Annotated in this window: 23 protein-coding genes; 8 read left to right on the top strand and 15 right to left on the bottom strand. The window is 41.8% G+C overall.

Annotated features, from left to right (window positions below):
* Positions 1-35: 35 nt before the first annotated feature.
* The 9 genes from leuD to DRZ93_RS08020 form a co-directional block, all read right to left on the bottom strand.
* Entirely contained in the window at positions 36-650 is a 615-nt protein-coding gene (gene leuD, locus DRZ93_RS08060; protein WP_113744006.1) for a 3-isopropylmalate dehydratase small subunit, read from the bottom strand.
* Between the two features lies 1 nt (position 651).
* The gene (leuC, locus tag DRZ93_RS08055; protein WP_113744007.1) at positions 652-2,052 is read right to left on the bottom strand and encodes a 3-isopropylmalate dehydratase large subunit; all 1,401 of its coding nucleotides are present in this window, start codon (positions 2,050-2,052) and stop codon (positions 652-654) included.
* 17 nt (positions 2,053-2,069) lie between these two features.
* Positions 2,070-3,167, bottom strand: a complete 1,098-nt coding sequence (gene leuB / locus DRZ93_RS08050) for a 3-isopropylmalate dehydrogenase (protein ID WP_113744008.1) — start codon at positions 3,165-3,167, stop codon at positions 2,070-2,072.
* A gap of 3 nt (positions 3,168-3,170) precedes the next feature.
* Positions 3,171-4,724, bottom strand: coding sequence for a 2-isopropylmalate synthase (gene leuA, locus DRZ93_RS08045; RefSeq protein WP_113744009.1), 1,554 nt, complete (start codon positions 4,722-4,724; stop codon positions 3,171-3,173).
* A gap of 275 nt (positions 4,725-4,999) precedes the next feature.
* Positions 5,000-6,883: an acyltransferase family protein gene (locus DRZ93_RS08040; RefSeq protein WP_172458134.1), complete on the bottom strand. Its 1,884-nt coding sequence runs from the start codon at positions 6,881-6,883 to the stop codon at positions 5,000-5,002.
* Between the two features lie 294 nt (positions 6,884-7,177).
* Entirely contained in the window at positions 7,178-7,441 is a 264-nt protein-coding gene (gene rpsT / locus DRZ93_RS08035) for a 30S ribosomal protein S20 (protein WP_113745080.1), read from the bottom strand.
* 403 nt (positions 7,442-7,844) lie between these two features.
* Positions 7,845-8,678 (bottom strand): preQ(1) synthase, encoded by an 834-nt coding sequence (gene queF / locus DRZ93_RS08030; protein ID WP_113746279.1) that lies wholly within the window; start codon positions 8,676-8,678, stop codon positions 7,845-7,847.
* A gap of 2 nt (positions 8,679-8,680) precedes the next feature.
* Entirely contained in the window at positions 8,681-9,415 is a 735-nt protein-coding gene (locus DRZ93_RS08025) for a 16S rRNA (uracil(1498)-N(3))-methyltransferase (protein WP_113744012.1), read from the bottom strand.
* A 10-nt stretch (positions 9,416-9,425) separates the two neighbouring features.
* The gene (locus DRZ93_RS08020) at positions 9,426-10,229 is read right to left on the bottom strand and encodes an endonuclease (RefSeq protein ID WP_245933791.1); all 804 of its coding nucleotides are present in this window, start codon (positions 10,227-10,229) and stop codon (positions 9,426-9,428) included.
* A gap of 232 nt (positions 10,230-10,461) precedes the next feature.
* Here DRZ93_RS08020 and DRZ93_RS08015 point away from each other — a divergent pair, with 232 nt between their 5' ends.
* The 3 genes from DRZ93_RS08015 to araD all read left to right on the top strand — a co-directional run bounded on the left by DRZ93_RS08015 (position 10,462) and on the right by araD (position 12,955).
* Complete coding sequence (locus tag DRZ93_RS08015; protein ID WP_113744013.1) at positions 10,462-11,304, top strand: DUF5718 family protein; 843 nt, start codon at positions 10,462-10,464, stop codon at positions 11,302-11,304.
* A gap of 14 nt (positions 11,305-11,318) precedes the next feature.
* Entirely contained in the window at positions 11,319-11,900 is a 582-nt protein-coding gene (locus DRZ93_RS08010; RefSeq protein WP_113744014.1) for a flavin reductase, read from the top strand.
* A gap of 347 nt (positions 11,901-12,247) precedes the next feature.
* Positions 12,248-12,955 (top strand): L-ribulose-5-phosphate 4-epimerase, encoded by a 708-nt coding sequence (araD, locus tag DRZ93_RS08005; RefSeq protein WP_113746278.1) that lies wholly within the window; start codon positions 12,248-12,250, stop codon positions 12,953-12,955.
* 381 nt (positions 12,956-13,336) lie between these two features.
* Here the strand turns inward: araD and DRZ93_RS08000 are convergent, their stop codons facing one another.
* Genes DRZ93_RS08000 through yiaK (DRZ93_RS07985) form a run of 4 tightly spaced genes read right to left on the bottom strand, consistent with a single transcriptional unit; the run spans position 13,337 to position 17,136 of the window.
* Positions 13,337-14,335: a TRAP transporter substrate-binding protein gene (locus tag DRZ93_RS08000; RefSeq protein WP_113744022.1), complete on the bottom strand. Its 999-nt coding sequence runs from the start codon at positions 14,333-14,335 to the stop codon at positions 13,337-13,339.
* Between the two features lie 30 nt (positions 14,336-14,365).
* On the bottom strand, positions 14,366-15,646 hold the full coding sequence (locus DRZ93_RS07995; RefSeq protein ID WP_113744023.1) for a TRAP transporter large permease subunit: 1,281 nt from the start codon (positions 15,644-15,646) through the stop codon (positions 14,366-14,368).
* Complete coding sequence (locus DRZ93_RS07990) at positions 15,647-16,117, bottom strand: TRAP transporter small permease (protein WP_113746277.1); 471 nt, start codon at positions 16,115-16,117, stop codon at positions 15,647-15,649.
* 2 nt (positions 16,118-16,119) lie between these two features.
* A complete protein-coding gene (gene yiaK, locus DRZ93_RS07985) occupies positions 16,120-17,136 on the bottom strand; it encodes a 3-dehydro-L-gulonate 2-dehydrogenase (protein WP_113744025.1) in 1,017 nt (338 codons plus the stop codon).
* 607 nt (positions 17,137-17,743) lie between these two features.
* On the opposite strand from yiaK (DRZ93_RS07985), the gene yiaK (DRZ93_RS07975) reads away from it, so the two are divergent.
* Genes yiaK (DRZ93_RS07975) through ulaD form a run of 4 tightly spaced genes read left to right on the top strand, consistent with a single transcriptional unit; the run spans position 17,744 to position 21,406 of the window.
* Positions 17,744-18,733 carry a 3-dehydro-L-gulonate 2-dehydrogenase gene (gene yiaK, locus DRZ93_RS07975; RefSeq protein WP_113746276.1) on the top strand — a complete coding sequence of 330 codons (990 nt, stop codon included), beginning with the start codon at positions 17,744-17,746 and terminating at the stop codon, positions 18,731-18,733.
* 9 nt (positions 18,734-18,742) lie between these two features.
* Positions 18,743-19,222 (top strand): NanQ anomerase/TabA/YiaL family protein, encoded by a 480-nt coding sequence (locus tag DRZ93_RS07970; RefSeq protein WP_113744028.1) that lies wholly within the window; start codon positions 18,743-18,745, stop codon positions 19,220-19,222.
* Positions 19,223-19,243: 21 nt separating this feature from the next.
* The gene (locus DRZ93_RS07965) at positions 19,244-20,737 is read left to right on the top strand and encodes an FGGY-family carbohydrate kinase (RefSeq protein ID WP_113746275.1); all 1,494 of its coding nucleotides are present in this window, start codon (positions 19,244-19,246) and stop codon (positions 20,735-20,737) included.
* A gap of 15 nt (positions 20,738-20,752) precedes the next feature.
* Positions 20,753-21,406 (top strand): 3-keto-L-gulonate-6-phosphate decarboxylase UlaD, encoded by a 654-nt coding sequence (gene ulaD, locus DRZ93_RS07960; protein WP_113746274.1) that lies wholly within the window; start codon positions 20,753-20,755, stop codon positions 21,404-21,406.
* Between the two features lie 57 nt (positions 21,407-21,463).
* On the opposite strand, the gene DRZ93_RS07955 is transcribed toward ulaD, so the two are convergent.
* Positions 21,464-22,294: an IclR family transcriptional regulator gene (locus DRZ93_RS07955; RefSeq protein ID WP_113746273.1), complete on the bottom strand. Its 831-nt coding sequence runs from the start codon at positions 22,292-22,294 to the stop codon at positions 21,464-21,466.
* 291 nt (positions 22,295-22,585) lie between these two features.
* The gene (locus tag DRZ93_RS07950; protein ID WP_113745559.1) at positions 22,586-24,373 is read right to left on the bottom strand and encodes an IS1634 family transposase; all 1,788 of its coding nucleotides are present in this window, start codon (positions 24,371-24,373) and stop codon (positions 22,586-22,588) included.
* Between the two features lie 452 nt (positions 24,374-24,825).
* On the opposite strand from DRZ93_RS07950, the gene DRZ93_RS07945 reads away from it, so the two are divergent.
* Complete coding sequence (locus DRZ93_RS07945) at positions 24,826-26,409, top strand: xylulokinase (RefSeq protein ID WP_113746272.1); 1,584 nt, start codon at positions 24,826-24,828, stop codon at positions 26,407-26,409.
* The last annotated feature ends 166 nt before the right edge of the window (positions 26,410-26,575 follow it).

The following is a 26,575-nucleotide window of genomic DNA, read 5'->3' as shown; positions in this document are numbered from 1 at the left end:
GTGACAATATGAGGCCTTATTTTGGATCTTGTCTTTTACTTATCAAGAGCTATATAGGATGGCACACATTTGCTCTCAAAGTCCTTAATCTTATCTTCATTCTGTAAAGTCAGTGAGATGGCATCAAGCCCCTGCAGCAGACAGTGGCGTCTGAAAGGGTCAAGAGAAAAATCAAAGATATAATCTTCAATATAAACCTTGCAGGTCTCAAGATTAATCTTAATTTTAAGGCCTGGATTTTTATCTATGCACTTGAAAATAGTATCAACTTCATGCTCTTTTAAAACCACGGTCAAAAGGCCGTTGCCAAGAGCATTGTTATTAAAGATATCGGCAAAGGATGGAGCAATGATGGCTCTAAAGCCATAGTCCATCAAAGCCCATGGCGCATGCTCACGAGAGGAGCCGTTGCCAAAATTATCTCGTGCCACCAGTATGCTGGCTCCTGCAAATTCCTTTTTATTAAGATTGAAATCTTCATTTAAGATCTGCTCTTTATCATCAAGATAGCGCAGATCATGAAACAGATGCACACCAAAGCCTCTGCGGCTTACAGCAAGTAAAAACTGCTTTGGTATAATCTGATCTGTATCAATATTGGCCGCATCTATGGCTACAGCCACGCCTTCATGCTCTACAAACTTTTCCATATTACAGATACTCTCTTACATCAGCTATGTAACCTTTTATGGCACAGGCGGCTGCAGTGGCAGGACTCATAAGATGGGTTCTTGCGCCCTTACCCTGACGGCCTACAAAATTACGGTTTGAAGTTGAGGCCACTCGTGAGCCCTCAGGAGCCTTGTCATCATTCATGGCAAGACACATAGAGCAGCCTGGCAGGCGCCACTCAAATCCTGCATCTTTAAAGATGACATCAAGTCCTTCAGACTCAGCCTGCTTTTTAACCCACATTGAGCCAGGTACAGCCAGTGCTGTAACATGCGGAGCAATTTTGCGGCCCTTTAAAACCCTGGCGGCCTCTCTGAAATCCTCAATACGGCCATTGGTGCATGAGCCTATAAAGACAAGATCAACTTTGGCCTCAGTTAAACTCTGTCCCTGTTTTAAATCAATGTAGCTAAGGGCATCAAGCAGCGATTTTTTAACCACATCATCGCTAAAATCGCTCTCATAGGGCACATTCTGGGTTATGGCACATACCTGACCTGGATTGGTACCATAGGTTACCTGTGGCTCAATTATTGAGGCATCTATCTCTACAACTTTGTCAAAAACAGCATCTTCATCGGATTTAAGCTGCGACCAGGCAGCACAGGCTTTGTCAAACTCCTCACCTTTTGGCGCATACATACGGTTTTTTAAATACTCAAAGGTAGTCTTATCCGGGGCAATCATGCCGGCCTTGGCGCCAAATTCTATGGCCATGTTGGATAGGGTCATACGCCCCTCCATTGACATCTCGTCAATGGCCTGACCTGCAAATTCAACACAATAGCCGGTGCCGCCTGCTGTTGTTAATCTGCCTATGATATAAAGAATAAGATCCTTGGCATACACGCCTTTTTGCAACGAGCCATTACACTTTATAAGCATGGTCTTTAATCGCCCCTGCTTTATAGTCTGTGTAGCCAGCACATGCTCAACCTCTGAAGTGCCTATACCAAAGGCCAGGGCTCCAAAGGCACCATGAGTTGCTGTGTGCGAATCGCCACACACAAGGGTGGTGCCTGGCAATGTAAAGCCCACCTGCGGACCTATGATATGGACAATACCCTGATTGTCATCGCCCAAGGCAAATAAAGTGACATCATGCTTTTTGGTATTGTCAATTAAGGTTTCAATCTGCGCCCTTGCCATAGCCGAGCAGGCATCAAGGCTCTGCGTCTTGGTTGAAACATCATGATCCATGGTGGCAAGAGTAAGATCGGGGCGTCTTACTTTGCGACCTGCAAGATCAAGACCTGAAAAGGCCTGAGGGGATGTCACCTCATGTATAAGATGTCTGTCGACAAAAAGGGTAGGCAGTTCGCCTTTATTGTGAAATACCACATGGGCATCAAATACTTTTTCATATAAAGTCTTTGCCATTTTATCTACCTTGCACTCTATACCTTATCAATAAACTCAATTATTTTCTGTCCCATCTCTTTAGTGCCAAGCACTGTGCCATCTTCATGCGCAGCGACAAGATCTGCAGTCTTAAAGCCTGCACAAAGTACATCCTGTACAGCCTTTTCAATGCATTTTGCTGCCTCCTCCTCTTTGAGCGAGTAGCGCAGCATTAAGGCAGCAGAGAGGATCTGAGCTATAGGATTGGCAATATTCTTACCTGCAATATCTGGAGCAGAGCCACCTGCAGGCTCATACAGACCAAAGCCACCATCCCCAAGGCTTGCAGAGGGCAGCATACCCATAGATCCTGTAATCATGGCACATTCATCAGAGAGAATATCACCAAAGATATTAGAGCACAAAAGCACATCAAACTGCTCAGGATCGCGTATGAGCTGCATGGTGGCATTATCAACATAGATATGCTCAAGTGTTACATCCTTGTACTCTCTGCCAACCTCAGTCACCACCTCACGCCAGAGCACTGAGCTTTGCAGTACATTGGCCTTGTCTACAGATGTAACCTTGGATCGGCGTATTCTTGCAGCCTCAAAGGCAATACGGGCAATACGCTCAATTTCATAGCGGTGATAGATTTCAGTATCAAAGGCATTTTCATAAGGACCTGTACCTTCACGCCCTTTAGGTTTGCCAAAATAGATACCGCCTGTAAGCTCTCTGACACAAAGAAGATCAAAGCCCTTTTTTGATATGTCTTCTCTTAAAGGGGAGAGATGATTGAGTCCTGCGTAGATACGTGACGGTCTGAAATTACAGTAAAGATTAAAGATTTTACGCAAAGGTAGCAGTGCTGCGCGCTCTGGTCTTTCATCAGGTGGCAGTGTATCCCATTTAGGACCGCCTACAGAGCCAAAGAGTACAGCCCTTGAGTTTTTACAAACCTGCACTGTTTCATCTGGCAGGGCTTTGCCTGTTGCATCTATGGCAGCTCCGCCTACCAACATATGAGTGAAATTTAAATTAAAGTCAAATTTCTTTGCAACGCTCTCAAGCACCAAAAGAGCCTGTGCCATAACCTCAGGGCCTATTCCATCACCACTGAGCACTGCAATATCGTAATTTCTGGACATGTTTTACTCCTTATTCTCTTTTGTATGTATGATTTTGGCTCTGTAGACACTGTTGTAGGCATTAATCAGAGCCAAAGCCGCAGCCTCTATGACGTCTGTTGACAGACCTTTGCCATGATACTGTCTGCCCTCATAGAGCACATCAACATCAACCTGACCCTGGGCATTCATACCCTCGCCCTTGGCATTTATATTAAATGAGGTTAAAGAGGCATCAATTCTGGTTAAACGGGTAATACAGTTGTACACTGCATCAATAGGGCCGTTGCCTGTTCCGGCATCAATGCGCGTGCGTTTGCCTACGCGCAGTTTGACTGAGGCTGTTGGTATGATATTTTTATCTCCTGCCACCACATTAAGACCTAACAGGCCAAACTGAGCCTCGTCATCATCCTCAGAGAAAAAGAGCAGGGCCTCAAGATCATAGTCAAAGACCTGACCCTTTTTATCTGCAAGCTTTAAAAATCTCTGATAGATGCTGTCCAAATCATAGGTATCATCCTGATAGCCTAAATTCTTTAAACAGGCTTTAATCATATGGCGCCCCGATCTTGCTGTCATATGCATATTATTGTCTTTAAAGCCTACAGACTCAGGGGTGATAATTTCATAGGTTTCACGGTTTTTAAGTACACCATCCTGATGTATGCCTGAGCTGTGGGAGAAGGCATTTGATCCGACAATGGCCTTGTGTGATGGTACTGGCTCATTGCAGATGCCAGATACCACCTGACTTGCTCTTGCTATATTGGTAGCTACAATATTGGTATACAGCCCCTCAAAGTATTTAGAGCGTGTCTTTATAGCCATGGCCACCTCCTCAAGCGAGCAGTTGCCGGCTCTCTCACCAAGACCGTTTACAGTACATTCAATCTGTCTTGCGCCATATTCAAGTGCTGTAAGTGAATTGGCTGTGGCCATACCCAGATCGTTATGGCAGTGTACAGAGATGACAGCCTTGTCAATATTAGGTACTCTGTCAAACAAGGTTTTTATAATGCCGCCAAACTCCTGAGGCAGTGTGTAGCCTACGGTATCTGGAATATTTACCGTGCCGGCACCTGCATCAATGGCAGCCTCAACCATGCGGCAGAGATGATCAATAGGGGTACGGCCGGCATCTTCACAGGAAAACTCAACATCATCTGTGTAATTGCGAGCTCTTTTTACAGCGCGTACAGCCATCTGTACCACGTCTGAAAAATCTTTTTTAAGCTTATCTTGCACATGTATGGCAGATGTTGCAATAAAGGTATGAATTCTGTAGTGATGGCTATCCTTTAATGCCTCATAGACAGCATCAATATCCTTATCCACGGCACGTGACAGACCGCAGGGTATGGCATGTTTCAGGGCAAGACCAATCTCGCGCACCGAGGCCATATCTCCAGGGGATGAAACAGGAAAGCCTGCCTCGATTACATCCACACCCAGATTCTCAAGCATCAGGGCAATCTGCAGTTTCTGACGGGCAGAAAGTGAGGCCTGTAGAGCCTGCTCACCATCGCGCAGAGTTGTATCAAAAATAATCACTCGATTTTTGTCATTGCCGCTCATATATACCCCTTTAATGTCTTATATATGTATTTTGTGTTGGTAAAAATATATTAAAAGCGGCCTTTTAAAAAAACAATTTTCAATTGCAAAAAATAAAAATTTAAAAAGCGAAGTTGTTGATTTTAAATAAGATATTTTTGCAATTATTAAGGTTTTTGCAAAAATATGCACCTGTATGTTGCAGAAAAATGGCTCTTTGTATCTTTATAGAGCAGTATGTGGTGTTTTTTGTGCAGACAAAAAAAATGCAGGATATTAAATCCTGCATCCTTGTATCAGTGCTGCCATTTATCCTTGAGCACAGTCTTTAAGATAAGATCAACTACAGGAGCCGAGCCTGTAATTGAGTAGTGCAGACCATCCTGGAACACTGGTATATAGTCATTAGTAAGGATCTGACAGTTACCCTCACTGTCACATATGGCCTCATTAGGATCAATGACATGCACATTTTTATATTTGCCTATCTCGGCCTTTAAATGGGCATTTATCAAAGGCGTTTTCAGATGACGGGTGCGTGAGCATGTCAGAGTGTTTTTAAGTAGAGAGGACAGTGCATTGTCCATTCTTTGTATGAACATACAGGTTGAGCCTATATCAAAAATAGGCTGAGCCGGATTTAAAATAACATAGATCTCACGCTCAGGCAGGGCCTCAATCAAAGCTTTAAGATCGGCAAAGATAGCTTTGTAGAAGTTTTCAACTCCTGCATATTCATGTGTATCACGTGTCACCAGAGTTCTTTGATATCTCTCCCAGTCCTGACCTATGACAATAGGCAGATCTGCATATTTGCGTGCTGTTTTTAGCATATTTTCATAGCGTATGGCACATTTTTCATCCACCACACCCTCAGGACGGCGTGTTACATAGTTTTTATAGGAATAGCAGCCATCTTTAAAGACAGTTATGATATTAACGCCTTTATCCAGCATATTGCGTGTATAGTGTCTGGCAAAGCTGTCGCCTGTGAGAATAAAGTCAGGCTGTCTGTCAGAGCGGCCGTAAAGGTCAAGTTCATCACCTGTATGATCAATGGTTTTACCGCCATAAAGTGAGCCTGATGGAATAGTCTGATTAAAGCGCCAGGCACCGCCATTTATGGTCAGGGCAAAGGCTGCGGCACCAAAGATGGCATATATAGCTGTAGTCTTGTAGCCATAGCTGCGCCTTGTCTCAACTGAGCGGTAAAGAGCATAGGAGAGCAGCATGATAATAACAAGTACACTTAGCACAAAGGCATCAAAGCCCAGCTGTGTGACAAAGACAATAACAGGCCAGTGAATAAGATAGATTGAGTAGGAGTAAAGACCTAGCTTTTGCAGCACTATATTGCCAAGCACTGTTTTATCTGTATTGGCAGCAATACAGATATAGGTACCGATACATGGCAGCAGTGAGTAGATGGTAGGCCAGCCGCTGTCTTCATTGACAAAGAACAAAGACAGGGCAAGAAGGATAAGACCTGCAATCTCCATAAGACGTGGAGATATGGATTTTATCTTTATTGGATAGAAAAAGGCCACAGCGCCAAAGAGCATTTCATAGGCACGTGAGTAGAGCATGAAATATGATGCCTTGGCATTGATATGGGTATAGACAATACCAAAGATGGCAAGAGCTATACATAAAAATAAAATAATATGCTTTATATGCTCCTTTTTAACATGCTTATGACAGAGCATAAGCACAAAAGGATAGAAAATATAAAACTGCCACTCAACGGATAGAGACCAGGTGTGCAGTAAAGGCTGATTTAAAGCGGCATTGGCAAAATAATCTGTATTTGAGGCAAAAAAGATATTGGAAACAAAAAGCAGGGCATATAAAGCCTGATAGCCAAGACGTTTAAGATCGCCTGTCCCTAAAATAAAATAGCCTACTAAAAGCGTTAAAATAATGGTGACTAAAAGGGCCGGAGCAATTCTTTTGGCGCGGTTTGTATAGAAGGCATAAAGGGAAAAAGAGTTTTTATCAAGACCTGAGATAATAATCCTGGTCATAAGATAGCCTGATATTACAAAGAAAATATCAACGCCTACAAAACCGCCCTGTATGTATTTAAAGTCTGGCAAAAGACTTTGACATATATGAAAAAGAGTTACAGAAATAACAGCAATAGCTCTAAGGCCTGTAATGTCGTCTCTTAATTTTTTCATAGGCATTATCCATAATTTGTTTTAAGTGTGCATATATTAGCTTTAAAACTATTGCATAGGCAACAAAAAAATATTATGATGTTAGCTATTGCTAACTTATAAGAATCTTGGTGGTTCTAAATGAAGGACAGGGAGTAAAGGCCTTGTCCTTTTTCTTTTAGCAAAAGGAAAAGTTCTTGCATACGGGAAGGATAAAAAACAGATCTGAGATGATTTTTATGGGTATGAAATAAGAAATCGCCTGATGACAGGCGATTTCAAGAGTCTAGACTTTTAAGTTTTTATGGTTAAAGATTAACCTAAAGCTTTAATTCTAGCTGCAAGCTCGCTCTTATGGCGGGCAGCCTTGTTCTTGTGAACAAGACCCTTGCATGCTGCGCGATCTAAAACTGGCTCAGCTACCTTGAAAGCAGCAACTGCGGCTTCTTTATCACCCTGAAGGCATGCATTGATTACTTTCTTCATTAAAGTGCGCATCTTTGAGCGGGCAGCAACATTACGCTGACGGGCTTTCTCTGATACGAGTACGCGCTTCTTTGCAGACTTGATATTAGGCACAAAAAGCTCCTGAATATATTCACTAAAAAACAGCCACATTACAGGTGGCACTAAATCACGCTATTTTAACAGCTTTATTCTCAATTTTAAAGTAAGTAGTAAAAAAAAAGTGTAAGAACAATGGCTGTACAAAGCTTCAGGACAGGGGATTGCAGGCACATAAAAGCTGTTATGATCCGACTCTACCCCATATAGCTCTTAATTTATATTTACATAATGAGTCAGAGCAAAGCCCTACTAAAGTCATCCATATCAGGTTTTAATTTAGGATCTGCTTTTAATCCTGAGGCAAAGATCTCAAGGGCAACTGCTCTGTCAGCCTATTTTGCAAAAGTTATATAAATTAAAAATACTGTTTATATAAAAAGGCTTTGAGAGCTTCTTGCTATCAAAGCCTTTATTATTACTGTCTTAGAGTACGTATATGAGAGCACTTACAGGTAAGATCAAGTGAGTCGGCTCTGCATGGATTGATGTCAATACCGCCACGCCTTGTAAATGAGGCTGCAACACACAGTCCGTCTGGATTTAATACATTTTTTAAATCATTATAGATATTTTCCGTGCAGGCCTCATGAAAGCCCTGATGATGACGATATGAACACAGATAGGCAAAAAGGGCAGTAGTATCTATAGCCCTGCCTGTATAGCTTATAACTACCGATGCAAAATCTGGCTGTGAGGTTACAGGGCAGAGGGTACGTACAATATTGGAATGATAGGTGCGCGAAGATACAGCCTTATCCTCGTCATTATCAGATTGGCTGTATTTTAAAAGCGTAGGATTAATAGTATCAAAATCAAGCTTTATATCGCCTGCACTATCATCAATGCAGATACCAGGCAGTTTTTCTGGCATAAAGCTCATATCCTCAGGTGGATAGAGTTCAACCTCGACCTTTGAGGCTGTAACCTTGTGCAGATCCCGCTCTATAGTCTCCTTTACATGTGACAGGGAGAGAAATTTGGTATTGGTAAAGGAGCCAATATAGAGCTTTAGTGATTTTGACTCTACAGTAAACTGACTTGCTGCATTTATTTTAATAGAGCCCATGACAATACATGGTATGCCTCTGGCATTTAAATAGGTAATTTCATAAAGACGCCAGAGATCATAGCCAATTGAGGTGTCAGTACTAAAAGCTGCACGTGGCAGATGACGCATAATAGGTTCTAAAAGCGATGGATTGTACTGTGAGTAATATCTGCTGTTATGACCAAGATGGGTAAGTTCCATAGTTATAAATCTCCAAAATGACTGCCAAGCACAGACAGAGCCACAAGAGCTGCAGTTTCTGTACGCAGTATGCGCGGACCTAGGGTGACACCTACAAAGCCATGCAGGCGTGCAAGCTCGATCTCATCATCGCTAAGACCACCCTCAGGGCCTATTAAAAGTTTGACATCTGTGCCTTTTAGCTCAAGATCCTGAATTTTGCATTTGGCCTTTGGATCAAGTGTCAGACACAAAGTATTGCTAAAATCAGCATTTTTAAGATAATCAGCAAGATCACAGGAGGCGTTGACCCTTGGCACATAGGCTCTAAAGCACTGCTCACAGGCGCTGTCGACAATTTTCTGCCATGAGACAAGTTTTTTTTCAAGACGTTTGGCATCAAGTTTTACACCACAGCGGCTTGAGCTTAAAGGGGTGATAGCATGCACTCCCAGCTCCACTGCCTTTTGCAGTGTAAAATCCATTTTATCTCCGCGGCTTATAACTTGCAAAAGCTCAACTTTAAGTGGCGATTCACTGTTACGCTCAAGAGCACTTAAAACCTGACATAAAGCTCTTTTGCCAGGCTCTTTGATGATGGCTTCATACTCATGTCCACAACCGTCAAAGACATAAAATCTGTCATTCTCTCCCATGCGTAGCACACGGCACAGATGCCCAGAGCCGTCTTCATTTAAAGTAAAATCAACGCCAGGCTCAAGTGCAGCCTTACTTTCATAGATTCTTGGAATTCTCATGCTAATCCTGCTACTTAAGCTGTGTGTAATTGCTGATAAATGGATTGTCATTGCCCTGAGCTTTTTTAATAAGCTCATTGCGCTTTATCTCAAGAGCAGTAGGGGCATTGTCATTATTCCATCTGTACATCATTCTTTTTTCATTATCATTAAGTTTAATGCCGTATTTATGGGCCATATACAGATAGGCTCTTGCAATCATGCCGTGAGTGTGCTCAGGAGGACTTGCTCTTTTGCCTTTAAATTCAACCTGCATAGGACAGGAGCCATAGGTTGCCACATTGTTCTTTGAGCTTTTGACAATTTCATCGACAAATCTGAAATTTGATCTGTCTCCGTTGACCTCGCCAATGGCCGGAGCCAGATTGTGCAGATCAGACTCCATACGGTTAAACTTTGCATCTTTTTTGCAGTTTTTTCTGCCGCCTTCGCGCCAGCATGGCAGCTGTCGACCAAAGTTGTAGGCAGGCATTATGTGCTCAGCTTCAATACGCTGCGCTCTCTGCGCATTTTTGCGTACTTTATAGCCGCAGCTTTTAAGATCGGCAGGTCCAAAGCGATTGTCCAGAAGAGTTATAGGACAGCTGCAGTAAAAGGTTGAAGGGCTGTCAAATCTTTTGTAAATCCAGAACAGCTCTTTTTTAGCCGCTTTAAAGTTTTTAAGTTTGTGTCTTGTATCTTTTTGTGCCTCAAAGGCTTTGACAATAGTGCTATAGTCATTATCTGAGGCCATGGCTGTGTGTACTGGCAGTGTCAGGCTAAGGCTTAAAGAGCAGATGGCTGCTGTCACAAAGGTTTTAAAATTTACAGGCATAATCTTAGGTCAATCCAACAAATATATAGCTTTAGTGAGCTTTTATTATAAAGGTATTTGACCCAAGTTTAAAATCATAGCTGCTTAATCATGTACAGGTCTGCAGTATAAGGCAGTGTGCACATTTTTCACAACAGAGTTCTTTAAATTAAAAGAGCGTCATTGACGCGATTTAAAGCTTGTGTGTTAATATAAAAATGATTGAGCACAATAACTTTTTTGAGGATTTTATATGTACTTTGAACTACGCGATATTCCATGTTTTGGTGTGGCAGGCAATTTTACAGGACATCTTGAGCAGGCAGGAGAGGATAGGGATTTTACCTCTGTTGTAGTTGAGGATGCCAATGCACCTAAGGCTGTATTTCCAACTTATATACCAAAGGCTACAGAGGCAGTACCTGCACATCTGCACCCGTTTCCATTTGATGAGTATCGTATTATTTTCCCAAAGGGCGAGAGCAAGGTACAGATAGAGCCTGAGTGTGCTGTTATCTGTGATGTAAGCTGGGATGGGGACAAGGTCAGTCAGATAAAGCCTCTGGTCTTTGGCGCAAGCAATGACTGCTCTATAAGAAAAGAAGGGGCTAAAAAGATTTCACAAAAGAAAAACTGGGGCGCCTCAAGCAAGGGTCTTGCTTCAAATCTTATAAAGATTGATAAGTTTGAAAAAGGCGGCATCATGGATCGCTACAGAATAGCAAGCTTTATGGTGCGTGACGGTATTCCTCATGTCTATGGCGAGGACAGTGCTGTAAGTGATTATTCTTACTTTTATGAAAAACTTATAGAGTGGATGAAAGATAAATTTAACAATCAGGCTGATGCAGGTCCTGCCGAGAATATCAACTCCTATCTTTTAGAATGCGGCAAACCTACACAGTTTATGATCTCAGTTGGTGCCACACGCTACAGCGAATTTGGCAAGACCAATTTCCTTAAGGATGGCGACAAGGCCATTGTGGTATTATATCCAGGTGACGTCTATTCATTTGATGATATTTTCAAAAGAGTAAATTCAGATAATCTTGAAGAGGATGACATTTCTGTGCTGATGCAGGAGGTTGTGCTCTAAGAGGGCTTTTGATTATGAACGCACAGTTTTTAAAGAAAATTGATGATGAGCGTGCCTACAGGCTTTTAAATGTAGGTGCCACCGTCTTTGTAGGCTCATGTGTGGCAGATGACTTTGATATTATGGCTGCTGCCTGGAATACAGCTTTGAATATCAATCCATGCCGCTCTCTTGTGGTGGTGGATGCACCGCACTATACAAGAAAGCTTATAGACACAAGCGGGCACTTTATTCTGTCCGTACCTTCAGTCAAGGCAGCCTCTGAGCTTTTATACTGCGGCTCTGTGTCAAAAAATGACAATAAAGACAAGCTAAAAAAAATTGTGGACAGACTTGTACAACTAGATGATCTGCCTATGCCAGTGGTAGATGACTGCCTAGGTCATCTGTACTTTAAAGTGATTAAAAATGAGGTTAATGAAAAGAGCTATGATCTTTTCATGGGCGAGCTTGTCTGTGCCTATGCCGACAGCCGCTACTTTGATGGTCACTTTAAATCAGATGTCAGTGATGATGCTTCACTTAGCGTGCATTATGTGGCAGGGTCACACTGCTTTAAGTTAGGTCAGGAGTTTATCCCAAAAAGCATAGAGTAGTTTTATAAAGTATTGATACAGGATAAAGTACAGAGCTTTTTCATATCTATGTTAAAAGCTCTGTTTTTTTTAGGCTCTGTAATAAAAAGCAATCCGTATAGTGAAACAATATTTTAAAAATCTTATAGATGTGATTTAGCTCATTGTGATTTATTGTGTGCAGGCTAAAAATACATTAAAATGACAACGATAACAATTTTATGCAAAAGCACCGATTAAGCCTATGCACAGCCCTTTAAGTTTCTGATTTTAAAACAATAAATTTAAAGTTATCCTGTGGCTTTAGACATATGTGTCAGATAGTGTATAAAAGAGTTTGAAAAATACATGTTGTTCAAGGAGTATGTATGTTAGAGAGTTTAAAAGAAGAGGTTTTTGAGGCCAATTTACTTCTGCCAAAGCACAATCTTATCACCTTTACCTGGGGTAATGTATCAGGTATTGACAGAGAAAACGGTCTTGTGGTCATCAAGCCTTCAGGTGTTGAGTATGACAACATGCGCGCAAGTGACATGGTTGTAGTTGATCTTATGACAGGACAGAAGGTTGAGGGCTCATTAAATCCATCAACTGATACTCCAACCCATCTTGAGCTGTACAAGGCCTGTGAGGATATTAAGGGTATTGTGCACACCCATTCAAGAAATGCCACATCATGGGCTCAGGCCGGTCTTGATATTCCAGCTCTTGGAACAACAGGCGCTGACTATTTCTACGGTGATATCCCATGCACCCGTCAGATGACAGATGAGGAAATCAACGGTGAGTATGAAAAAGAAACAGGTACTGTCATTATTGAGACCTTTAATAAGCGTTCTCTTGCCTTTAAGGATATGCCAGGTGTCATTGTCTACTCCCACGGTCCTTTCACCTGGGGCAAGAGCCCTGAAAATGCAGTGCACAATGCTGTAGTGCTTGAGGAAATTGCCTTTATGGCCTATCAGAGCACCATGCTGCGTGGCGGCAGGATAGAGCCTATGCAAAAGACTCTGCTTGATAAGCACTATCTGCGCAAGCACGGTAAAAATGCCTACTACGGTCAGGGTAATAAATAAAAACAACAGAGGCTCGTATGAGCCTCTGCCTGTATCTGGCCATATCCCCAGGCCCCATCTTTCTTTACTCTCCCATACTCATAGCCTCTATCTGCTCATAACCTGCTTGCATCTAAGATTTACCTAATTGACGTATAACTGTCTTCATATCTATAAATCAAGCTCTGTGCTCCTGATATCAGGTTTTAAGTCAATGGCATAGTGTGCTTTAAGATAAAGGACATAAACAGGGGACTATCTTAGTGACATACAGCCATCAGACAGAGGTGATGGCAAGTTCTGCTCATAAAAAATGTGAAAAATTAATACTGTATAAAGGCAGTGGAATAAAAAAGGGGCTGAAATATTTCAGCCCCTTAGTGAGTTACAATTTATAAAAGACTATTTTTTCATTGCTGCAATTTCAGCATTGATGTCTTTGATTAACTGATCACCACACTGATCGGTGTAGAATTTTGATACCTTGTCAAAGGCTACATCTCTAAATGGCTGTGGATCAATTGAGTTTATAACCTCAACGCCAGCCTTCTTGAACTCTTCAATCTGAGCTGCCTGATTGTCAGCATTGTACTGACGCTGGAAGTCACGGGCCTTCTTGGCGCCTTCCATAATGATCTGCTTGTGCTCATCAGAGAGTTTATTGTACTTCTTGAGGTTCATACCAAAGAAGAGGGCTGAGTACTGATGGTTGGTCAGTGTCAGGTATTTCTGTACTTCATAGAATTTTGAAGAATAGAATACGTTAACAGGGTGATCCTGACCGTCAACAGTGTGGGTCTCAAGAGCTGTATAGAGCTCACCAATGGCCATAGGCACTGGGTTGGCACCTAGGGTCTCAAAGAGTTTTACAGACATTGGGTTGCCAGGTACACGCATCTTGATGCCTTTGACATCATCTGGTTTGACTATTGGATGCTTGTTGTTGGTCATGGCTCTAAAGCCGTTGTCCCAGTAGGTCAGACCCTTGATGTTTACACCCTCAAGGCCCTTGTACAGATAGTCACCTACCTTGCCGTCAAGTACGTGGAATGCTTCATCCTTGTTGGCAAAGATAAATGGAATATCAAGAACATTAAGCTCTTTTGACAGACCAGAGAGGTTATTAAGGCCTACAATAATCATATCGACGGTGCCGTTTCTTACACCGTTGATAAGAGCAGGAGCGCCGCCTAAGGTGCTGTCAGGGAAGAGTTTTACACTGATCTCGCCGCCTGTCTGCTCTTCAACATATTTCTTAAAGACCTCGGCACCTTTGTGTTGACTGTCGGTGCGTGGGGTTTCATAACCCATACGCAGTGTTGTTTTGGCACTTGCAGTTGTGGCAAAAGCTAAGAGTGAGGCTAAAGCTGAGGCCAGAGCTACTTTAGTTAGTTTTTTCATAATTACAATCTCCAGTTTACGGGTATGATATTAATTTAAAATCCACTGCAGCGGTACTGTAATAAGCGGTGGGAAGAATAGAAATACTATCAGCATCGCAAACAGACCGATGATATATGGGAAGACACCGACAACGGCTCTGTCAAAGGAGAGCTTTGACACACCTGCAATAACGTTGAGAACATTACCTACAGGAGGGGTGATAAGGCCAATTGAGCAGTTGATGATGAACATAACACCAAAGTATACAGGATCTATGCCTGATTCATAAACAATAGGCATCAGAACTGGACAGAGAATGAGCACTGTTGGTGTCAGATCCATAACCATGCCGACAATAAGAACTATAAGCATGATAATGGCCATAAGCAGAGTCTGATTTTCCATATATGGAGCTAAAAGCTCTGTTACCATGTCAGGCAGCTCGGCTACAGTCATAAGCCAGGCAGATACCTGGGCTGCGGCTACTAAAAAGAGCACTACAGCTGTGGTTTTACCTGAGGCCAGAATTACCTTGTATAGTGCCTTTAATGACATCTCTCTGTAGACAAACAGTGAGATGAACAGGGCATAGAAGGCAGCTACGGCACCAGCTTCAGTTGGGGTAAAGATGCCAAGACGGAAACCGCCGATGATAATAATAGGCAGCATTAAAGCCCAGAAGGAGCTGATAAAGGATTTGGCAATCTCTTTGCCGCTGGCCTTTGGCATAGTCTGGGCATTCATGCCTTTGGCAATAAAGTACCATATGGTGCAGAGCATAATGCCAATCATAATGCCAGGGGCAATACCTGCCAGGAACAGCTTGGAGATGGAAACACCTGAGGCCACACCAAAGATGATAAATGGAATTGATGGCGGAATGATTGGGGCAATAATACCACCTGAGGCTATAAGACCTGCAGATCTTTCCTGGGAATAACCTGCATTTTTCATCATAGGGAAGAGCATGGCACCTACAGCTGCAGTATCTGCCACAGCAGATCCTGAGAGTGAAGCCATAATCATGGCAGCCAGAATAGCCACAAAGCCAAGACCGCCTGTGTAGTGACCTACAAGCTTCATAGGCAGATCGATAATACGCTTGGACAGACCGCCCTCATTCATAATCTCGCCTGCAAGCACGAAGAATGGAATGGCAAGCAGTGAGAAGTTGTTGGCACCGTTGATGAGGTTCTGAGCCAGAATCTGTGAGTCAACAAAGTCAAGATGTACCATCAGGGCAAGGCCTGTTACCAGCAGTGAGAAGGCAATTGGCAGACCTATGACAATACAGAAGAGCAGAACGCCTATAAATATAAGTAAAGTCATTTATTCCTCCGCAGCTGTAAATTCGGCCACTGTCTTTAAAAGACAGACAATGATAAGACCTACACCACCAATGACACCTGATATATAGACATAGCTCATAGGGATCATGGTTACCGGTGAGAGTTCATCTACGCCAATTTCAACCAGAAGGTAGCTGCCGTAGGTGATAAAGCAGCTGCACAGTATGATAAAGGCATTGACCACAAGGCGAATCAGTTTTTGTGAGGACTGATTTAGCTTTTTGACCAGAAAATCGACACAGATGTGCTGATTTTCATGGTAGGCCAGAATAGATGCCAGGAAGGTAAGCCACACGAAAAGATAGCGTGAGAGCTCCTCTGAGGAGGTTATGGATGAATTGGCAAGGTAGCGCAGCACTACATTGCCAAAAACCATGAGCGACATAATGCACATGATTGCAACAACCATTACCTCAAGTACTCTTTTTGTAAAAAGTCCAAGGGTTTGCATAACTAAACTCCTGCAATTTTGCTTACAGCGGCAAAGACACCATCATCTGCTGGAATGCCTTCTGCCATATTCTTCTTACGGCGCATAAGTGATCTTTGACCTGGATAGCATACAAGTGAGGTATGCTCATCAGGCTCTGAGGCATTGACATAGTCACAGACAGTCTTGGTAATGTGCTGTGTCATCTCGGCTCCTGCAAATGATTTTGGATCAAAGACCATGAAAATCTGTGAGCAGCCTGTGCAGCTGCCGCGGTTAATCTCATCAATCTCCTTGGTGCATGAGCCTGCTGATAAAGCTGCAGCTAGAGCATCGAGCATAATGGTCATAGCAGCGCCCTTCCACATGCCTGTTGGCAGAATACGCATTGATTTTTCAATGGCACCTGGATCATCTGTCAGAACACCGTTTTCATCAAAACCGCCAGGATATGGAAGTTTTTCACCGGCAAGACGGGTAGTAGTAAGTTTGCCATATGAGTACTGTGACATGGCCATATCAAGCAGCATGACATCATCACCCTGAGGCAGAGCTATAACAAAAGGATTGTTGCCAAGGTGATTGTTGACAGCACCCCAGGCTGGCATACAGGATTCTGTATTGGTAAAGCAGATGGCCATATAACCTTTTTGTGCAGCCATAAGACCGTAAGAACCGCCGCGCATCCAGTGGGTGGTATTGCGCAGAGCCACAATGCCTACGCCGTGGGCTGAGGCAAGTTCCATAGCCTTATTGACAGCTGTTATGGCATTTTTGATACCTATGCCGCGGTTGCCGTCTAAAATACAGATACAGCCATTTTCCTTGACTACATCAACGCAGGCTTTGACATCAACATATCCTTCTTTAACATAATTACAAAAGCGTTCAACACGGTTGAGGCCATGTGAATAAACGCCATCTGCACTTGATTGAGTGTGAACGGTGGCACACAGCTCGGCATCATCTTCTGAAAGACCTACATTGATAAATGCCTTTTTAATAGTATCCTTCATCTGTGCAAAAGGTATAAGTGCCATATACAGTTCTCCATTCGGCTAATTTTACTAATATATAAAATAGCGTTTCATATTATAAAATTCTATAAAAAATTTTTATAATTAAACGCTGTATCACAATTTGTCTATAAACAGATGATAGAACAATAGACGCCAGCATAATCCGATATACATCACACTTTTAAGAGGGGGTGATAAAACTTATGACTCAATGTGTTGTTTGTTTTGGATATATTGTTTATAAATCAATATGTTATATTGGTTTTTTGCATTGGGATCCTAGTGTATTAGATTGTGTAAAATGTGATGTGAATCATTCATTTTGTTAACTCTTATGCGGCATGATATTAAAAATATACGAGTTTTTATGAAATTATTTTTAAAAAACACTGCTGTTTTTAAGGTGTGTATTTTCAATTACCAGTCTACAAATGATGTTTTAAAGCCACTTGCAGCTAAGATTACAGATGTTAGGATCCAAGTGGTGATAGTGGCTGCAAGTGCCATGTATACGCGCCTTAAAGCTATTTTTGTGAGAGGCTTAAAAAAAATGTACTCTTGAGTATGAATTTTTTAAATATTAAAATATAATTTTATAGAATGAAATTTTTAGCGGTGTGAGGTATGTATGCGCGTTACCTATGAAGAATTAAAACAGGCTTTTTTAAATCCCCTTTTAAAAAGAAATGTAGATCCTACACTGGCGCTTGAGTGTGCCACTGAATTTGCAGATACCACAGCCTATGGTGTGCTCTCTCATGGTATCAACCGCTACAGCGTCTTTATCTTGCAGATGGATAAAGGGGAGGTTGTAAACAAAGTCAATCCTGAACTTGAAAAGCAGATGGGCTGTATTGAGGTTTACAACGGCCACAGGGGTATTGGCAATATTACAGCAAGACGTATGATGCAAAGAGCCATGGATATAGCTAAAGATGACGGTGTGGGCATTGTAGCTCTGCGCAATACCAGTCACTGGATGCGTGGCGGATCACTTGGCTATATGGCAGCTAAAAATGGCTATATTGGAATGTGCTTTACCAATTCAATTGCTGTAATGCCCGCCTGGGGTACCAAGGAATGCTGTATAGGAACCAATCCACTTATTATAGCTGTACCATCTGATCCTGTGACTATGGTTGATTTTTCAATGTCAATGTTCTCCTACGGACAGCTGCAGAATTATGCACTGCGCAATGAGCAGCTGCCTATTGACGGCGGCTTTGATGATAAGGGTAATTACACCCGTGACCCTGCCACACTGCAGAAAAACAAACAGATTCTGCCAATGGGCTACTGGAAAGGTTCAGGTCTGTCTATTGTGCTTGATATGATAGGTGTGGCCCTCTCTGGAGGTCTTAGTGTCAGAGAAGTTACAGAGCAGGGCTGTGAAAAGGGTGTAACCCAGATCTTTATGGCCATAAAACCTGTAGCTGATGCCAATACAATGCAGCAGAAATTTGCAGGCATCTGTGATTATGTACTTGAGGCTGCAGCACGCTGTGAGGATCATCCTGCCCATATTCCAGGTCATCTGCTTGAGAGCCGCTATCAAAAATCAATAGAGCAGGGCATTGAGGTTAATGAGGACATTTATAAGAATATACTCACCCTTTAGGATACAGCTATGATTTATGGACACATTGCCAATAAGGATGACGCCTTTTTGCCTCCACCTGTAAAAAAGGCTCTGCACTTTTTAAGAAATACAGATCTTTTAAAGTTAAATGCAGGAGAGGTTGAGATTGTTGGGCGTGAGATTTATGCACAGATTATTGATATGCAGACAAAGGATAAGGATCTCTGCCCCCTTGAGTCACATAGGCGCTATATAGATATACAGTATTTAGCCTCAGGTCGTGAGAAAATTGGTTTTGCTCCCGATCTTGGCACAGCACAACCTTTAAAGTCACATCTGCCAGCACGGGATATTATTTTCTATCAGAGTGTTGAGCATGAAGGTATTATAGAGATGACACCTGGCAGCTATGCCATGTTTTTTCCATATGATATTCACCGTCCTGGCATCAACTTTGAGGAAAATGTGCCTTTGGATATACGCAAGGTTGTGGTAAAAGTGGATATAAATCTTTTAAACTTTATATAGCGTGCTAAGAGGACAGCTTTCATGGCCTACTTTTTAGGTATAGACTGTGGCGGTACAGCCATCAAGTCAGCAGTATATGATGAGTCAATGCGTGAGTTGGGTTCAGCCCGTGAAACACTTGAGATAATAAATCCAAAGCCAGGCTATGCCCAAAGAGACATGCAGAGGCTTAAAGAGCAGTGTTTTAACACCATAAGAGGAGCCATTGCCAAGTCAGGTGTTGACAGTGCTGATATCAAGGGTATTGGTATTTCAGCTCAAGGCAAGGGTCTGTTTGGTATTGATAAACAGGGCAATGCCGCCCCATGCGGAGGTATTCTCTCTGCTGATAAGAGATCGCTGAATATTGTAAAAATCTTTGAAAAGGATAAAGTCAGAGAGAAAATCTATCCTAAGACCCGTCAGGCCTTGTGGACAGGACATCCTGCTACAATACTGCGCTATCTTAAGGAGCATGATTTAAAAAGCTATGAGAGTATAAGCGATATTCTAATGTCGCATGACTATCTGCGCTTTTGTCTTACAGGTACACGCAACTGTGAGGTAACAAATATCTCTGAATCTAATCTGTACAATATTATGCAAAGTCGTTATGACAGGGATCTGTGCACAGAGCTAGGCATTGAGGAGGCTTATGACAAGCTGCCTGATATTGTAGAGTCAACTCAGATCTGCGGTCAGGTGACAAAGGAGGCGGCCGCCCTTACAGGACTTAGCGAGGGTACAGCTGTAGTTGGCGGTCTTTTTGATGTGGTCTCTGTTGCCATCTGCGCAGGCTTAAAAGATGAAAGTGCGCTTAATATCTCCATGGGTACCTGGGCTGTGGCTACAGGCTTTACCCATAAGATTACAGATGATGAGGATCTTTTTGTCTATGGCAGACACTGCAGCAAGGACAGCTTTATTGTCCATGAGGCAAGTCCTACCTCATCTGGCAATCTTGAGTGGATCTGCAATGCCCTGAATATAAGTGACTTTAATGTCATAAATTCCATGGTAGAGCAGGTTGCCCATGAGAAGCATGATGTCTTTTTCATGCCGTTTTTATATGGCTCTAATGTCTCACTTGACAATACAGCAGGTTTTTATGGTCTGCAAAGCTATCATACTAATGCCCATCTGTTTAGTGCCGCCTTTGAGGGTGTAGTCTTTTCGCACATCAAGCATATAAAATCCATAATGCGCAAATTTAAAGATGTGCAAAAACTTATTGTCACAGGTGGTCCTACCCATTCTCCTGTATGGATGCAGATGCTCTCTGATGCAGCAGGCAAGGAGATCTATATTCCAAGGCTCAAAGAGACAGGCTGTCTTGGCGCTGCCATTACAGCTATGGTAGGCCTTGGAGTCTATAAGAGCGTGCATGAGGCTATTATGGCTTTAAATGTTACCAATGACATAGTGACACCAGATAGCTCACGTTTTGACTACTATGCACAAAAATATGAAAAATATACACTTTTGACACAGGCTCTGTCTGACTATCATGTCAAAGTCAACGCTTTGCAAAAATAAACGGAGATAAATAATATGGCTTTACCATTACTGCAGATTGCCCTTGATGATACAGTTTTAGAAAATGCTCTGTCTACAGCCAAGGCTGTGGCCGATGGCGTGGATATTATCGAGGCCGGTACCATTTTATGTGTATCAGAGGGTGTAAGGACAGTAAGTCTTCTGCGCTCACTGTATAAGGATAAAATCATAGTCTGTGATTTAAAGGTTGCAGATGCCGGCGATGTGCTTGCCCGCAAGGCCTTTGGTGCCGGCGCAAGCTATATGACTGTAATCTGTGCCGCTCCTATTGCCACCATGGTGGCAGCAAGACAGGTGGCTGATGACAACGGCGGTGAGATTCAGATTGAGCTCTTTGGCGCATGGACCTTTGATGATGCCAGGCAGTGGCTTGATAATGGCATACGTCAGGCTATATATCACCGTGGCCGTGATGCTGAAAAATCAGGCGTCTCATGGAGCAGTGAAGATCTTGACAAAATGAAGAGATTATCTGATTTAGGTATTGAGCTTAGCGTCACAGGCGGCATCAAACCTCAGGATATTCATCTGTTTAAAGATATCAATGTCAAGGCCTTTATTGCAGGTCGCTCCATTGCCACAGCAGCAGATCCTCTGCAGGCCTGCAACGAATTTAAAGAGAAGTTTAGAGAGTATTTTAAAGCTTAAATCTTCACTATAGTCTGTATAGGGACTAGTCAGGGGCAGAGTTAAACTCTGCCTTTTTTATACAGCTGATCTGGCGTTTTTAAAATAGTCGGCGCAGCCAAGATCCTTTGATATGGCGGCGGCTGTTTTTAGTACATGCTCTTTAACTTTGTCAATGCCTAAAGACTCAAGGCGCTTGGTGGTGGCCGAGAGTGAAATGGCATAGATATTTTCATTGTTCAGATCAAAGATTGGCGCTGCAATACAGGAAATACCAAGTTCATTTTCCTCATTGTCAAAGGCAATGAGCGACTGTCTTATATTTATAATTTCATTTTTTAAAGCTGCAGGATCTACAAGGGTATTTTCTGTAATCTTGTTGAAAAGATGCTGATGATTGATGATATAGGCATCAATGCTGGCATCATCAGAAAAAGCCAGATAGACCTTGCCCATGGCAGTGCAGTATAAAGGCATGGACTGACCTATGGAGGTTCTGGTCTTTAAAAGAGAGCTTGATGGATTGAGCTTATAGAGTAATATGGCATGATCATTGTCACGCATGGAGAAATTGACTGTCTGTGAGTAGCAGAAGTTAAGTCTCTCAAGATGAGGGGTAATAACATTGTAGATATTAGTTGATGATACAACATTATGCCCTATGACTAAAAGCTTGCTTGTAAGTCTGTAGTTGCCAGGGTTGATGCAGTTTTGCACATATTCATTGCTAATTAGCTCCTGCAGCAGACGATGTACAGTACTTTTGTTAAGACCAGCCTCCTCTGAGATCTTGGCAAGAGGGCAGCCATCTGGATAGCTGGCCAGAATATCAATAATTCTAAGACCGCGGGCTAATGACTGACAGCTTGGCTGAGACTTTTTTGAGCTTTTTACTTCTTTTTCTGACATGGAAGACTCGGTTTATTGTTTTTATAAAGTTTTCGTATTTAATTTTTTTTAATATTGTATACTAAAGATACCTAATTGCTAAATAGTCAGAAAACAAAATCCCCCAAAAACTTGGCGCTCTGCCCTTAGGCTTTAAAAGGTATAAGAGGTTACAACTGCCATATAAGCCCAGTCAAAAATACACAATCTACACAGCACAGGCTCTCTTTTGTAGGTATATGCTCACAGGCAGTGAAAAAAGAAGGGCACTTATAACCTAAAGTCCCATGATTTGTGTTACAACTAAATTTGTTATTTTTTCACTCTAACTTTTGTTTTTTTTCTTTTGACCTTTAGATTTAAGTATGATTTTTTTACTATAAGCCCATCCGGATCTACTATTGCTGCCAGCAAAGATTTTGCAAACTTGGTTGGAGCATTAACCTGATGTAAGTAATCAAGATTTTTCTCAACCTGACCTGATTCAAGTATTGCGATCTCGCTTTCTCTAAACTCAACTTTAATATTGTTCAAAGTCTCAACGGCATATTTATAAGATTTATTATTAGAGCGCAGAAAGCCTCTAATGCGTTGCATAATGGTTCTTTTTATAACCAAAGCTATGAAGAGAATAAAGAATTTGCCGTCTAAGGAGCTCTGGTTGTGAATGCCCAACGGCAGGCCGTTAAGGTCATTTTTTAAAATATCAAAGTTAGCCTCATCAATTTCACGCCTTCTATAATATTCCAAAGCATTCTGTGCTGTATAGTTAGCTTCAGGCTCTGAAAATAAGGCAAAAGTACCAAGACGATTAACATATTTTTGAGCTATAGCTTCATCAAGAACTAATTTTCTACCTCGGCCTTTTCCTTGATACACAAAGCAGTTTTTTACATCTGCCATTATACAGGCTCCTGATGGAAGCTCTTTGGTATCGGCAATAGCTCTCTTACACTCCTCAAGGGATGAAAAGAAATCTGCCATCTTATTGGCACGCCTTTGAACGCTTTGGTATAAATGCAGTTTGAGTTTTACATCGTTCCAGATAAAGTCCTCAGTGTAGCAATATAAGGTCTCGCACTCACCACTGCGCGTCTTTAAAGTTATGGTATTGGTTATAGATTGCTCTTTAGTAGCAATAGAGCTCAGATATTCGTCAACAGCCTTTATAGTTCCAGGAACACCTACAATAAATTTTAATTTAAGCTCTTTAAGGTGTCTGAGATTATCAAGCGTTGTCATACCTCTGTCCATAACGAGAGTAATATTCTCTGGGAGGTTGCGATCTAGCGCTGTATCAATAATATTCTTGAGATTGGCTTTGTCGGTAAGACTTCCTGAATAATGATCAAAAAAGACAGGTATGCCAGTACGCTCATTGCTAAATAAGGCATAGTTTACAAGTGGCAGATTTTCTACAGTTCCATGTGTGTAGCCATACTCTGCCTCTCTCATAAGTTTTGCTTTTGAAGTAAAGGCAGTTACATCATAAGCCAGACAGTCGCTTCCTGATGCATAAGGGATCCATAACTTGAAGAAATCACGCAGTTTTTTGGTATCAAGATTGCGCATTAGGTAAGATGCAGCCTGCGATGTTACTCCTTGTGCATCATTGAAAGCGTTAAAGGTAGTAGACAGCTCTTCAAGTGCTTCAAGCGATGTTCTGCCAGATGCGTATACTGTTGCTATAAAGCACATAGAGTCAACAAGTCTTGAATCTTTAAAGGCTTCTATGAGTTTATCGTATAACCCTGACTGAAGGAGTGCTATATAGGCAATGGCCGGAAACGCTGGATATATTACAGCACCTGGTGCGTATTCAAAAGATGTGTGCTTCCCTGGCAGACCAACTTTAGCGTAATTAGCCTCAGGTAGTGCAAGATTTCTTAGTTTGTAATAGTTTTCATTTGGGTGCATTTGTGTGTCAGTACGCTCGCCATTTACAGGTACCCCGATGATGCGACGCTTGCGATTGCTCTTTCTTGAGCCATCATCATCTTTCCAAGGCTCTATAAATTCACAAATGTATAAATCAGGGCCTCTTTGGCGAAAGTATACATTAGATACTGGAATATCAACCGTTTTGTCTAAATAAATCATTTTTACACCGCCCAGTTGTAACACAGTAAGCACACAATTTATATAAGAATAATAGAACAATAGCCTTAAAAAATCAAGGTTAAATTGATAAAAATAAGCTTTAATTACAATGGGATATGAACAGATGCGAGGGTGTTAGAAGTAGAAGTGCTATAAGTTGTAACACAAATCATTGGATTTTAGGTTATAATATCTTATAAAGACACTAAATATGCTTATATTTTAAAAAGCTTTTTATAATATAAGTAATATATAAACACTAAAAACTAATAGCATTTAACACATATTTAAATTTTACAGTATCTGTCTGTGTCAGTCAAAGATGCTTTATATTTTACAGACAGCAGAAATTTATTTGATGTGCCTGTGCTTTTTTAAAGTGTAGGCTGAAAATTTGAATGTTTTATATTAGAATATAAAGATAGTATTTTATATTACCTGAGGATTTGAATATGACAGATAAGACTCTTGATTTGACTAAAACCTATCTTGGTATTGAGTGCGGCTCAACACGTATCAAGGCTGTATTAATCGACAGTGAGTACAATGTAGTTGCCACAGGTGTACATGACTGGGAGAACAGGCTGGAAAACGGAATCTGGACATATTCACAGGAAGATATCTTTGCAGGTGTCAAAGACTGCTACAGAGATTTAAAGAAAAATGTAAAAGATAAATACGGTCAGACCATAACCACCTTAGGTGCAATTGGTATATCCGGCATGATGCATGGCTATCTTGCCTTTGATAAAGAGGGCAGACTGCTTACTCCTTTTAGAACATGGCGTAATACTAATGCCCGTGATGCCTCGGCACAGCTTACAGAATTATTCAATTTCAATATTCCAGAGCGCTGGTCCATCTCCCATCTGTATCAGTCCATTCTCAACAATGATGAGCATGTACACAAGCTTGATTATATCTGCACATTGTCAGGTTATATACACAGAATTCTGACCGGCAACAGATATCAGGGCATAGGCGATGCTGTGGGAATGTTCCCAATCGATCCTAAGACCAATACCTATGTGCAGAAAATGGTAGATCAGTTTGATGAGGCTGTAGCCTCCAAAAATTACAGCTGGAAGCTTCTGGACATATTGCCAAAAGTTATGGTGGCAGGTGAAAATGCCGGAACACTGACAGAAGAGGGAGCCAGATTTTTAGATGAGGACGGTGATCTCAAGGCTGGCATTGTACTGTGTCCTCCAGAGGGTGATGCTGGTACCGGCATGGTGGCTACCAATTCTGTTAAGGTAAGAACAGGCAATATTTCAGCAGGTACCTCAATCTTTGCCATGATTGTGCTTGAGAAGGCTTTAGACAAACTGCACCGTGAAATTGACATGGTCACCACACCAGATGGTCATCCTGTAGCTATGGCCCATGCCAACAACTGCACCTCGGATCTTAATGCCTGGGTTTCACTATTTGCCGAGTTCTTAAAATTAAGTGGCCACAAGGTTGATATGAACGAGGTCTTCTCGCTTTTATACAACAATGCTCTGACAGGTGATGCCGACTGCGGCGGTCTGCTCTCCTATGGCTATTACTCAGGTGAGTTCATTACAGATCTTGAAGAGGGGCGTCCTTTATTTGTAAGAAAACCTGATGCCAATTTCAATCTTGCAAACTTTATGCGCTCTCACCTGTACTCATCTCTTGGAGCTACCAAGATGGGTATGGATATTCTTATCAAAGATGAGAATGTAAAATTAGATTCTCTTTTAGGTCATGGCGGTCTTTTCAAGACCAGGGGCGTAGGTCAGCAGATTATGGCCGATGCCATGAATGTGCCTGTATCTGTCATGGAGACAGCAAGTGAGGGTGGTCCATGGGGTATTGCCATATTAGCCTCCTATGTGATTAACAGCTCAGGTCTTAAGCTTGATGAATTCCTGTCACAGAAGGTCTTTAATGCCAATAAGGGCACAACCTTACAGCCAAATCCTGAAGGCGTCAAAGGCTTTGAAAAATTCATGGAAGATTACAAAAATGGTCTTGCTATAGAAAGACAGTCTACTCTGTCCTTCTAGGTTAAACACATTTACCTGCAGATCAGCCATAAACTCTATGGCTGATTTTTTTTGCCTGCAGTTTATAAAACAAGAATCAAGATTAAATATTATGTAAAGGCTTAGATAAAAATATTATATAAAGGCTTTTATATAAGATTACAGAAAATGGGAGATGAGTTTTAAA

The sequence above is a fragment of the Anaerobiospirillum thomasii genome (genome assembly GCF_900445255.1).
GTDB classification, from domain to species: Bacteria; Pseudomonadota; Gammaproteobacteria; order Enterobacterales; family Succinivibrionaceae; genus Anaerobiospirillum_A; species Anaerobiospirillum_A thomasii.
The sequence above is the reverse complement of the archived record's forward strand: the minus strand, read 5'-3'. Positions and strand labels throughout refer to the sequence as shown.

Excerpts from the sequence above, each read along its gene's own strand:
- DRZ93_RS08015 (WP_113744013.1), top strand. The coding sequence starts at position 10,462 with ATGTACTTTGAACTACGCGATATTCCATGTTTTGGTGTGGCAGGCAAT.
- DRZ93_RS07950 (WP_113745559.1), bottom strand. The coding sequence starts at position 24,373 with ATGATTTATTTAGACAAAACGGTTGATATTCCAGTATCTAATGTATAC.
- DRZ93_RS08010 (WP_113744014.1), top strand. The coding sequence starts at position 11,319 with ATGAACGCACAGTTTTTAAAGAAAATTGATGATGAGCGTGCCTACAGG.
- leuB (WP_113744008.1), bottom strand. The coding sequence starts at position 3,167 with ATGTCCAGAAATTACGATATTGCAGTGCTCAGTGGTGATGGAATAGGC.
- DRZ93_RS08000 (WP_113744022.1), bottom strand. The coding sequence starts at position 14,335 with ATGAAAAAACTAACTAAAGTAGCTCTGGCCTCAGCTTTAGCCTCACTC.
- DRZ93_RS08040 (WP_172458134.1), bottom strand. The coding sequence starts at position 6,883 with ATGAAAAAATTAAGAGACGACATTACAGGCCTTAGAGCTATTGCTGTT.
- DRZ93_RS08020 (WP_245933791.1), bottom strand. The coding sequence starts at position 10,229 with ATGCCTGTAAATTTTAAAACCTTTGTGACAGCAGCCATCTGCTCTTTA.
- leuA (WP_113744009.1), bottom strand. The coding sequence starts at position 4,724 with ATGAGCGGCAATGACAAAAATCGAGTGATTATTTTTGATACAACTCTG.
- yiaK (WP_113744025.1), bottom strand. The coding sequence starts at position 17,136 with ATGGCACTTATACCTTTTGCACAGATGAAGGATACTATTAAAAAGGCA.
- DRZ93_RS08025 (WP_113744012.1), bottom strand. The coding sequence starts at position 9,415 with ATGAGAATTCCAAGAATCTATGAAAGTAAGGCTGCACTTGAGCCTGGC.
- DRZ93_RS07945 (WP_113746272.1), top strand. The coding sequence starts at position 24,826 with ATGACAGATAAGACTCTTGATTTGACTAAAACCTATCTTGGTATTGAG.
- yiaK (WP_113746276.1), top strand. The coding sequence starts at position 17,744 with ATGCGCGTTACCTATGAAGAATTAAAACAGGCTTTTTTAAATCCCCTT.
- araD (WP_113746278.1), top strand. The coding sequence starts at position 12,248 with ATGTTAGAGAGTTTAAAAGAAGAGGTTTTTGAGGCCAATTTACTTCTG.
- queF (WP_113746279.1), bottom strand. The coding sequence starts at position 8,678 with ATGGAACTTACCCATCTTGGTCATAACAGCAGATATTACTCACAGTAC.
- leuD (WP_113744006.1), bottom strand. The coding sequence starts at position 650 with ATGGAAAAGTTTGTAGAGCATGAAGGCGTGGCTGTAGCCATAGATGCG.
- DRZ93_RS07955 (WP_113746273.1), bottom strand. The coding sequence starts at position 22,294 with ATGTCAGAAAAAGAAGTAAAAAGCTCAAAAAAGTCTCAGCCAAGCTGT.
- DRZ93_RS07970 (WP_113744028.1), top strand. The coding sequence starts at position 18,743 with ATGATTTATGGACACATTGCCAATAAGGATGACGCCTTTTTGCCTCCA.
- DRZ93_RS07990 (WP_113746277.1), bottom strand. The coding sequence starts at position 16,117 with ATGCAAACCCTTGGACTTTTTACAAAAAGAGTACTTGAGGTAATGGTT.
- DRZ93_RS07965 (WP_113746275.1), top strand. The coding sequence starts at position 19,244 with ATGGCCTACTTTTTAGGTATAGACTGTGGCGGTACAGCCATCAAGTCA.
- leuC (WP_113744007.1), bottom strand. The coding sequence starts at position 2,052 with ATGGCAAAGACTTTATATGAAAAAGTATTTGATGCCCATGTGGTATTT.
- ulaD (WP_113746274.1), top strand. The coding sequence starts at position 20,753 with ATGGCTTTACCATTACTGCAGATTGCCCTTGATGATACAGTTTTAGAA.
- DRZ93_RS07995 (WP_113744023.1), bottom strand. The coding sequence starts at position 15,646 with ATGACTTTACTTATATTTATAGGCGTTCTGCTCTTCTGTATTGTCATA.